The organism is Streptomyces sp. NRRL F-6492 (assembly GCF_001280125.1).
GTDB lineage: Bacteria > Actinomycetota > Actinomycetes > Streptomycetales > Streptomycetaceae > Streptomyces.
This window is the reverse complement of sequence record NZ_LGEG01000052.1, coordinates 1-8713: the sequence shown is the minus strand read 5'-3', so window position 1 is coordinate 8713 and position 8713 is coordinate 1. Positions and strand designations below refer to the sequence as shown.

At 72.0% G+C, this 8713-nt stretch carries 10 protein-coding genes; 1 reads left to right on the top strand and 9 read right to left on the bottom strand.

The window, feature by feature from the left end:
• Positions 1-78: 78 nt before the first annotated feature.
• The 5 genes from carA to pyrR form a co-directional block, all read right to left on the bottom strand.
• Entirely contained in the window at positions 79-1242 is a 1164-nt protein-coding gene (gene carA, locus ADL08_RS06930) for a glutamine-hydrolyzing carbamoyl-phosphate synthase small subunit (RefSeq protein ID WP_053641175.1), read from the bottom strand.
• Entirely contained in the window at positions 1239-1811 is a 573-nt protein-coding gene (locus tag ADL08_RS06925) for a hypothetical protein (RefSeq protein ID WP_078968402.1), read from the bottom strand. Before ADL08_RS06925 ends, carA begins: the two co-directional genes overlap by 4 nt.
• Entirely contained in the window at positions 1808-3121 is a 1314-nt protein-coding gene (locus tag ADL08_RS06920) for a dihydroorotase (RefSeq protein ID WP_053641173.1), read from the bottom strand. Before ADL08_RS06920 ends, ADL08_RS06925 begins: the two co-directional genes overlap by 4 nt.
• A 2-nt stretch (positions 3122-3123) precedes the next feature.
• Complete coding sequence (locus ADL08_RS06915) at positions 3124-4113, bottom strand: aspartate carbamoyltransferase catalytic subunit (RefSeq protein ID WP_053641172.1); 990 nt, start codon at positions 4111-4113, stop codon at positions 3124-3126.
• 81 nt (positions 4114-4194) lie between these two features.
• On the bottom strand, positions 4195-4773 hold the full coding sequence (gene pyrR, locus ADL08_RS06910; protein WP_107092103.1) for a bifunctional pyr operon transcriptional regulator/uracil phosphoribosyltransferase PyrR: 579 nt from the start codon (positions 4771-4773) through the stop codon (positions 4195-4197).
• A gap of 244 nt (positions 4774-5017) precedes the next feature.
• Between pyrR and bldD the strand changes: the two genes are divergently transcribed.
• Positions 5018-5518 (top strand): transcriptional regulator BldD, encoded by a 501-nt coding sequence (gene bldD / locus ADL08_RS06905; RefSeq protein WP_017242229.1) that lies wholly within the window; start codon positions 5018-5020, stop codon positions 5516-5518.
• Positions 5519-5721: 203 nt separating this feature from the next.
• Here the strand turns inward: bldD and nusB are convergent, their stop codons facing one another.
• The 4 genes from nusB to ADL08_RS06885 form a co-directional block, all read right to left on the bottom strand.
• Positions 5722-6159, bottom strand: coding sequence for a transcription antitermination factor NusB (nusB, locus tag ADL08_RS06900; RefSeq protein ID WP_053641171.1), 438 nt, complete (start codon positions 6157-6159; stop codon positions 5722-5724).
• Positions 6160-6161: 2 nt separating this feature from the next.
• Positions 6162-6728 (bottom strand): elongation factor P, encoded by a 567-nt coding sequence (gene efp, locus ADL08_RS06895; protein WP_053641170.1) that lies wholly within the window; start codon positions 6726-6728, stop codon positions 6162-6164.
• 56 nt (positions 6729-6784) lie between these two features.
• Positions 6785-7897, bottom strand: coding sequence for an aminopeptidase P family protein (locus tag ADL08_RS06890; RefSeq protein WP_053641169.1), 1113 nt, complete (start codon positions 7895-7897; stop codon positions 6785-6787).
• A gap of 95 nt (positions 7898-7992) precedes the next feature.
• The coding region (locus ADL08_RS06885; protein WP_053641176.1) for an AAA family ATPase at positions 7993-8713 on the bottom strand (721 nt) is incomplete at its 5' end.

Sequence of the window (8713 nt, the reverse complement as noted above, 5' to 3'; positions counted from 1 at the left end):
GAGTAGTCGAACTCGGCGGCCTGGCCGATCACGATCGGGCCGGAGCCGATGACCAGGACGGACTGGATATCGGTGCGCTTAGGCACGCTCGGCCTCCATGAGGGATACGAAGCGGTCGAAGAGGTACGCGGCGTCGTGCGGGCCCGCTGCCGCCTCGGGGTGGTACTGGACCGAGAAGGCCGGACGGTCGAGCAGTCGGAGGCCCTCCACGACGTTGTCGTTGAGACAGACGTGGGAGACCTCGGCGCGCCCGAAGGGCGTGTCGGAGACCTTGTCGAGGGGCGCGTCCACGGCGAAGCCGTGGTTGTGCGCGGTGACCTCGACCTTGCCGGTGGTGCGGTCCTGGACCGGCTGGTTGATGCCCCGGTGGCCGTACTTCAGCTTGTACGTGCCGAAGCCGAGCGCCCGGCCCAGGATCTGGTTGCCGAAGCAGATGCCGAAGAGCGGCGTCCCGCGCTCCAGGACGGACCGCATGAGGGCGACGGGGCCGTCCGCGGTGGCCGGGTCGCCGGGGCCGTTGGAGAAGAACACTCCGTCGGGCTCGACGGCGTAGACGTCCTCGGCGGTGGCGGTGGCGGGCAGGACGTGGACCTCGATGCCGCGCTCGGCCATCCGGTGCGGGGTCATGCCCTTGATCCCGAGGTCGACGGCGGCGACGGTGAACTTCTTCTCGCCGGCGGCGGGGACGACGTACGTCTCCTTGGTGGCGACCTCGGCGGAGAGGTTCGCGCCCTTCATCTCGGGCTGCGCCTTGACCTTGGCGAGCAGGGCCTCGTCGCGGACGCCCGTCCAGGCGTCGCCGGAGAAGATGCCGACGCGCATCGCGCCGCGCTCGCGCAGGTGGCGGGTGAGGGCGCGGGTGTCGACGCCGGAGATCCCGACGACGCCCTGGCGCTCCAGCTCCTCGTCCAGGGAGCGCTTCGCGCGCCAGTTGGAGGAGACGCGGGCGGGGTCGCGGACCACGTAGCCGGAGACCCAGATGCGGCCGGACTCGGGGTCCTCGTCGTTGACGCCGGTGTTGCCGACGTGCGGGGCGGTCATCACCACGACCTGCCGGTGGTACGACGGGTCGGTCAGGGTCTCCTGGTAGCCGGTCATGCCGGTGGAGAACACGGCCTCGCCGAAGGTCTCCCCCACGGCCCCGTAGGCGCGGCCGCGGAAGATCCGGCCGTCCTCCAGGACGAGTACGGCGGGAGCCGCTTTCTGCCTCTGCGAGGCGCCTCCCTGGATGGAGGTCGTCATCGTGCGATGCCTTCCGTTGCGCTGATCATGGAGTTGACGGTCTCGACCCAGGCGGTGTGTTCCGCCGCCCGGTCGGACCGGAAGCCGGAGTCGAGGAGGGTGCCGCCGTGCTCCCAGGTGACGATCAGGAGCCCGCCCTCGGCGAGGACCTTGCCGGCGATGCCCTTGTCGAGGCGTGCCTCGCGCAGGGCGTCGGCCGGGATGTGGAAGTCGTTCGCCCCGGGGCGGACGACCGTGATCCCGGCGTCGGTGAGCGTGAGCTCGACGCGGCTGCGGGCGCCGAGGCCGTGGGCGACGATCCGGTCGAGCCACTGCCCGGCGGTCGTGGACCCGTGGTAGCGCCCGCTGAGGGTCAGTTTCGCCTCACCGGCCGTCTCCGGCGCGGTGGGCAGTGCGGGGAGGTCCGACTGGAGGCTGCCGCGCCACTTCCATCCCTGGCGCATGAGCCAGTACACGAAGGCGACGAAGAGCAGCAGTCCGGCGACCCAGCCGATCCTTCCGGCCCAGTCGGTCACTTCCGCCGACTTCTGTTCGGCTGCCTCTGCGGCGATTGCGATGAGTGGTGTCACGCCAGCTTCCCGTCCACGACCGTTGCCCGGCCCCGCAGGAAGGTGTGGGTGACGCGTCCCGGCAGCTCGCGGCCCTCGTACGGGGTGTTGCGGCTGCGGGAGGCGAAGTCCGCGGGGTCCACGACTCCACGGTAAGCCGGATCGACCAGGGTCAGGTTCGCGGGCTCACCAGCCGAGACGGGGCGTCCATGGCCCTTGGCCCGGCCGATGCGGGCGGGGGCGAAGGACATGCGGTCGGCGACGCCGGCCCAGTCGAGGAGTCCGGTCTCGACCATCGTCTGCTGGACGACGGACAGGGCGGTCTCCAGGCCGACCATGCCCATGGCGGCCGCGGCCCACTCGCAGTCCTTGTCCTCGTGCGGGTGCGGGGCGTGGTCGGTGGCGACGATGTCGATCGTGCCGTCGGCCAGCGCCTCGCGGAGCGCGAGGACGTCCTTCTCGGTGCGCAGCGGCGGGTTGACCTTGTAGACGGGGTTGTACGAGCGGACCAGCTCGTCCGTGAGGAGGAGGTGGTGCGGGGTGACCTCGGCGGTGACGTCGATGCCGCGGGACTTGGCCCAGCGGACGATCTCGACCGAGCCGGCGGTGGAGAGGTGGCAGATGTGGACGCGGGAGCCGACGTGCTCGGCGAGGAGGACGTCGCGGGCGATGATCGACTCCTCGGCGACGGCGGGCCAGCCGCCGAGGCCGAGCTCGGCGGAGACGACGCCCTCGTTCATCTGGGCGCCCTCGGTGAGGCGGGGCTCCTGGGCGTGCTGGGCGACGACGCCGCCGAAGGCCTTCACGTACTCCAGGGCGCGGCGCATGATCACGGCGTCGTCGACGCACTTGCCGTCGTCGGAGAAGACGGTGACGCCGGCGGCGGAGTCGTGCATGGCGCCGAGCTCGGCGAGCTTCCTGCCCTCCAGGCCGACGGTGACGGCGCCGATGGGCTGCACGTCGCAGTAGCCGTGCTCCTGGCCGAGCCGGTAGACCTGCTCGACGACGCCGGCGGTGTCGGCGACCGGGTGGGTGTTGGCCATGGCGAAGACGGAGGTGTAGCCGCCGGAGGCGGCGGCGCGGGTGCCGGTGAGGACGGTCTCGGAGTCCTCGCGGCCGGGCTCGCGCAGGTGGGTGTGGAGGTCGACCAGGCCCGGCAGGAGGATCTGCCCGTCGGCCTCGATCACGGTCGCGCCCTCGGCGGAGAGCCCGGTACCACTCCAGTCGATTTCGCCCTGCCGGGCGGTGGCGGCGACGGTCTCGCCGTCGATCAGGACGTCCTGGACCTCGCCGCCGAGTACCTTCGCGCCGCGGATAAGGATCTTGCTCATGGTTACTTGTTCTCCTCGGTGCGCGCGGCGGGGGTGGTGGTGACGGCGGGCTCGGAGCCGCCAAGGAGCAGATAGAGCACGGCCATGCGGACGGACACGCCGTTGGCGACCTGCTCGACGACCGTGCAGCGGTCGGAGTCGGCGACCTCGGCGGTGATCTCCATGCCGCGGACCATGGGGCCGGGGTGCATCACGATGGCGTGCTCGGGCATCTTCGCCATCCGCTCGCCGTCGAGGCCGTAGCGGCGCGAGTACTCGCGCTCGGTGGGGAAGAAGGCGGCGTTCATCCGCTCGCGCTGGACGCGCAGCATCATCACGGCGTCGGACTTCGGCAGCACGGCGTCGAGGTCGTACGAGATCTCGCAGGGCCAGGTCTCGACGCCGACGGGGACCAGGGTGGGCGGGGCCACCAGGGTGACCTCGGCGCCGAGGGTGTGCAGCAGGTCGACGTTGGAGCGGGCGACCCGGCTGTGCAGGACGTCGCCGACGAGGGTGATCCGCTTGCCGGCGAGGTCCTGGCCGAGTCCGGTGTCGCGGCCGACGAGGCGGCGGCGCATGGTGAAGGCGTCCAGGAGGGCCTGGGTGGGGTGCTGGTGGGTGCCGTCGCCGGCGTTGACGACGGGGGCGTCGATCCAGCCGGAGGTGGCGAGCCGGTACGGGGCGCCGGAGGCGCCGTGCCGGATGACGACCGCGTCGACGCCCATGGCCTCCAGGGTCTGGGCGGTGTCCTTGAGGGACTCCCCCTTGGAGACGCTGGAGCCCTTGGCCGCGAAGTTGATGACGTCGGCGGAGAGGCGCTTCTCGGCGGCCTCGAAGGAGATCCGGGTCCGGGTGGAGTCCTCGAAGAAGAGGTTGCAGATGGTCCGGCCGCGCAGGGTGGGCAGCTTCTTGATGGGCCGGTCGGCCACCCGGGCCATCTCCTCGGCGGTGTCGAGGATCAGTACGGCGTCGTCGCGGGTGAGGTCGGCGGCCGAGATGAGGTGACGCATCATCGGGGTTTCTCTCCGTGGTGGGGAGGTGTGGGCGTGCGGGGGCAGGGGGGTGCCCCGGCCCCGGCGGGGAAGCCGGTCCGGCTAGGAGGCGGTCTTGGAGCCGAGCAGGACGGTGTCGCGACCGTCTTCCTCGGCGAGCAGGACCTTGACCGTCTCCCGCAGCGACGTGGGGAGGTTCTTGCCGACGTAGTCGGCGCGGATGGGCAGCTCGCGGTGGCCGCGGTCGACGAGGACGGCGAGCTGGACGGCGCGGGGGCGGCCGATGTCGCCGAGGGCGTCGAGGGCGGCGCGGATGGTGCGGCCGGAGAAGAGGACGTCGTCGACGAGGACGACGAGGCGCCCGTCGATGCCGTCGGAGGGGATCTCGGTGCGGCCGATCGCGCGGGCGGGCTTCATCCGCAGGTCGTCCCGGTACATGGTGATGTCGAGGGAGCCGACCGGGACCTTGGTGCCGGTGATGGAGGCGAGCTTCTCGGCGAGCCGGCGGGCGAGGAAGACGCCGCGGGTGGGAATGCCGAGGAGGACCACGTCGTCTGCGCCCTTGGCGCGCTCGACGATCTCGTGGGCGATGCGGGTGAGGACCCGCGCGATGTCGGGGCCTTCGAGAACGGGCCGCGCGTCGTCGCCGTACTGCTGCTGGGTGTCCAGCCGGGTGTCCATGGGAAACGGACCTCCTTCTCCGCCTCACGGGACGGTTCTTAAAGGACGTCGGATGTGCGTGTCGATTCTAGCAGGGGTGGTGCGGGGCCTCACGCGCACCTCCGGCGCCGCTCCGGGCGCCGTCCCCCGGGCGGGGGCGGTACGGACCTTTCGGCTTGACGGGTAGGTGTAACGCTGCGTAACCTCACAGTGAGTTACCAGCCGCGCGGCGCAGCCGCATGTCGTCACAGCGTCCGGGAGCGTTATGTCCAGCGAATACGCAAAGCAGCTCGGGGCCAAACTCCGCGCCATCCGCACCCAGCAGGGTCTCTCGCTCCACGGGGTGGAGGAGAAGTCCCAGGGCCGCTGGAAGGCCGTGGTGGTCGGCTCGTACGAGCGGGGCGACCGCGCCGTGACCGTGCAGCGCCTCGCCGAGCTGGCCGACTTCTACGGGGTGCCGGTGCAGGAGCTCCTGCCGGGCACGACGCCGGGCGGGGCCGCCGAGCCGCCGCCGAAGCTGGTCCTGGACCTGGAGCGCCTGGCCCACGTCCCGCAGGAGAAGGCCGGCCCGCTCCAGCGCTACGCCGCGACGATCCAGTCGCAGCGCGGCGACTACAACGGCAAGGTGCTGTCGATCCGCCAGGACGACCTGCGCACGCTCGCCGTCATCTACGACCAGTCCCCCTCGGTCCTCACGGAGCAGCTGATCAGCTGGGGCGTGCTGGACGCGGACGCGCGCCGCGCGGTCGCCCACGAGGACAACTGACCCCTTCCGAGGGCTCAGCAGAAACGTACCGCCGGATCCGTGGACGTCATCGACGTCCACGGATCTCGTGCTTTCCCGGCCCGTACGGGGCGCTCCCGGGCCCGCGAGGGCTTCCGGATCCCCGGGGGGATCCCGGACAGGCCGAAGGGGCCCGCAGCACCGGATGATGCGGGCCCCTTCGACTGCCGGAGACGGAACGGGACTCAGGCGTCCACGTCCCGGCGCAGGCGCGGCTTCAGGTCCTTGAAGCGCGCCAGGAGGCCGTTGACGAAGGCCGGCGACTCGTCGGTGGAGAACTCCTTGGCGAGCTGCACCGCCTCGTCGATCGCGACCGCGTCCGGCGTGCCGTCCTCCCAGATCAGCTCGTACGCGCCGAGGCGCACGATGTTCCGGTCGGCGACGGGCATCCGGTCCAGGTCCCAGTCCACCGCGTAGGTCGCGATGAGCTCGTCGATCCGCGCCACGCGGGTCGCGTACCCCTCGACCAGCTGCATGGTGAACTCGTTCACCGGCGGCTGGCGGTCGTCCGACCGCGCGTGCCGGACCTGGTCCGCGAGCACCTCCTGGACGGAGGCGCCACGCTGGTCGGCCTCGAAGAGGATCTGGAAGGCGCGCTTGCGGGCCTTGCTCCGAGCGGCCACGGTTACTTGTTCACCCGGCCGAGGTAGTCGCTGGTGCGGGTGTCGACCTTGATCTTCTCACCGGTGGTGATGAAGAGCGGGACCTGGATCTCGTGACCGGTCTCCAGCGTGGCGGGCTTGGTGCCGCCGGTGGAGCGGTCGCCCTGGACGCCCGGGTCGGTGTGCTTGATCGTCAGCTCGACGGCGGCCGGAAGCTCGACGTAGAGCACCTCGCCCTCGTGCTGGGCGACGGAGGCGGTGAAGCCCTCGATGAGGAAGTTGGCGGCGTCGCCGACGGACTTGCGGTCGACCATCAGCTGGTCGTACGTCTGCTCGTCCATGAAGACGAAGTAATCGCCGTCCATGTAGGAGAACTGCATGTCACGGCGGTCGATGGTGGCCGTCTCGACCTTCACGCCGGCGTTGAAGGTCTTGTCGACGACCTTGCCGGACAGCACGTTCTTGAGCTTGGTGCGCACGAAGGCCGGGCCCTTGCCGGGCTTGACGTGCTGGAACTCGACGACGGACCAGAGCTGGCCGCCTTCGAGCTTGAGCACCATGCCGTTCTTGAGGTCGTTCGTGGAAGCCACGGTTGCGGAATCTCCTGGACTCTGGACTGACGTGGGACCGGGGAGGCGTGCGCGCCCTACAGCGCGAGCAGCTCCTTGGTCGTGATGGTGAGTAGCTCGGGTCCGCCGTCCGCCTCCTGGCGCACGACGAGCGTGTCATCGATCCGGACACCGCCCCGGCCCGGGAGGTGGACCCCCGGTTCGACGGTGACCGGCACACAAGCGTCCAGTTTACCCATGGCCGAGGGTGACAACTGCGGGTCCTCGTCGATTTCGAGCCCCACACCGTGCCCGGTGAGGGGGACGGCGGCCTCCGCGTGCCCCGCCGCCTTCAGGATCCGGCGGGCCGCCCGGTCCACGTCCCGGTACTCGGCGCCGGGCACGAGGGATTCCCGCCCGGCCCGCTGAGCGGCGAAGACGAGTTCGTACAGCTCGATCTGCCACTCGGCGGGAGTGGTGCCGATGACGAACGTGCGGCCGATCTCGCACCGGTAGCCGCGGTAGTCGGCGCCGAGGCAGACGGAGAGGAAATCTCCCTCCTCGACCCGGCGGTCGGTGGGCCGGTGCCCCCGGCGGCCGGAGTGCGGCCCGGTCGCCACCGAGGTGGGGAAGGCGGCCCCGTCGGCGCCGTGGTCGACGAGCCGGCGCTCCAGCTCCAGGGCGAGGTGGCGCTCGGTCCGCCCCACCAGGATGGATTCGAGGAGCTCGCCGAGGGCCTGGTCGGCGATCTCGGCGGCGATCCGGAGGCAGCCGATCTCGTCCTCGTCCTTGACGATCCTGAGCTGCTCCACGGCGCAGTCCAGATCGGTGAGGCGCGGCGCGGACGCGACGGTGCCCATGGCCCGGTGCCGGGCCACCGTCAGGTGGTGCTCCTCGACGGCGAGGGCGTCGGCGCCCGTCCGGCGGGCGAGGTCGACGGCCGCGACGGCCGGATCTCCTCCCCCGGTGGGCAGGACCTGCTGCCGGAGCAGTTCGTCGAGCCGCCCGTCGGCCGGTTCGCCCCCGGGTGCGACGGGGCAGAGCAGGACGTCCGCCTCCGGTTCGGGGCCGACGAGCAGGACGGCGCCCGGCGGGGAGCCGCCCGCGAGATAGCGGACGTTGGCGGGGCGGGAGACCAGGGCCGCCGGGCTGCCCGCGGCCGCGCACCGGTCGCGCAGCCGTACACGGCGGTCCGCATACACCTCTGACATGCTCCGAGCCTACGAGGAGCGGGCCGCGACGGCCTGTTCGGGACGGCCGACCGGGCGGGCCCCGCTCCCGCGCTCCGGGCCTCGCGGGAAGGGGCTCACCAGGAGGGCGGGCTCGCGATCGCGCGGGCGAGGACGTCGTCGAGGACGCGGGCGGTGGTCTCGACGTCGTACGTGGAGTTGTCGATGATCGGCAGGCCCGAGCCGTACCAGCCGGCCATCCGGCCGTGGATGGCGGCGACCTCCTCGTCCGAGAGGCGCCGGTTGCCGCTGCGCTCGGCGTTGCGCTCCAGGACGACCTCCAGGCCGGGCAGGAGGACGACGGGCAGCAGACCGGGGCCGACGTGGCGCTTCCAGCCGCCGAGGCCGACGACGGGCCGGTCGGGGAAGACGGCGTCGTCGACGATGCAGGAGATGCCGTTGGCGAGGAAGTTGCGCGCGGCGAAGCCGCAGGTGCGGCGGGCGAGCCGGTACTGCGCCTCGGAGTGCTCGTTCCATCCGGACTGCGGGTCGGCGAAGCCGGAGCAGACCCACTCGCGGACGTCGTCGAGGCTGATGTGCGCGGTGGGCACGCGGCGGCGCTGCGCCCAGTGCCGGGCGACGGTCGTCTTGCCCGCGCCGGCGGGGCCGATGAGCAGGACGGCCAGGGTCGCGCCGCCGGTCCCGGCCGCGTGCTCGGCGGGCGGCACGAGGGGCGCGCCCACGGGCGGCGGCGGGACGTGTCCGGTGGGCTCGGCCCGCTGCGGCGGCGGGGCGGCGGGGTACCGGGGAGCGGCGGGGCTCCGGGGCGCGGCCGGAGGGGGCTGAGGGGCCGGGGAG

Excerpts from the sequence above, each read along its gene's own strand:
- carA (WP_053641175.1), bottom strand. The coding sequence starts at position 1,242 with ATGACGACCTCCATCCAGGGAGGCGCCTCGCAGAGGCAGAAAGCGGCT.
- ADL08_RS06920 (WP_053641173.1), bottom strand. The coding sequence starts at position 3,121 with ATGAGCAAGATCCTTATCCGCGGCGCGAAGGTACTCGGCGGCGAGGTC.
- ADL08_RS06915 (WP_053641172.1), bottom strand. The coding sequence starts at position 4,113 with ATGATGCGTCACCTCATCTCGGCCGCCGACCTCACCCGCGACGACGCC.
- pyrR (WP_107092103.1), bottom strand. The coding sequence starts at position 4,773 with ATGGACACCCGGCTGGACACCCAGCAGCAGTACGGCGACGACGCGCGG.
- bldD (WP_017242229.1), top strand. The coding sequence starts at position 5,018 with ATGTCCAGCGAATACGCAAAGCAGCTCGGGGCCAAACTCCGCGCCATC.
- ADL08_RS06890 (WP_053641169.1), bottom strand. The coding sequence starts at position 7,897 with ATGTCAGAGGTGTATGCGGACCGCCGTGTACGGCTGCGCGACCGGTGC.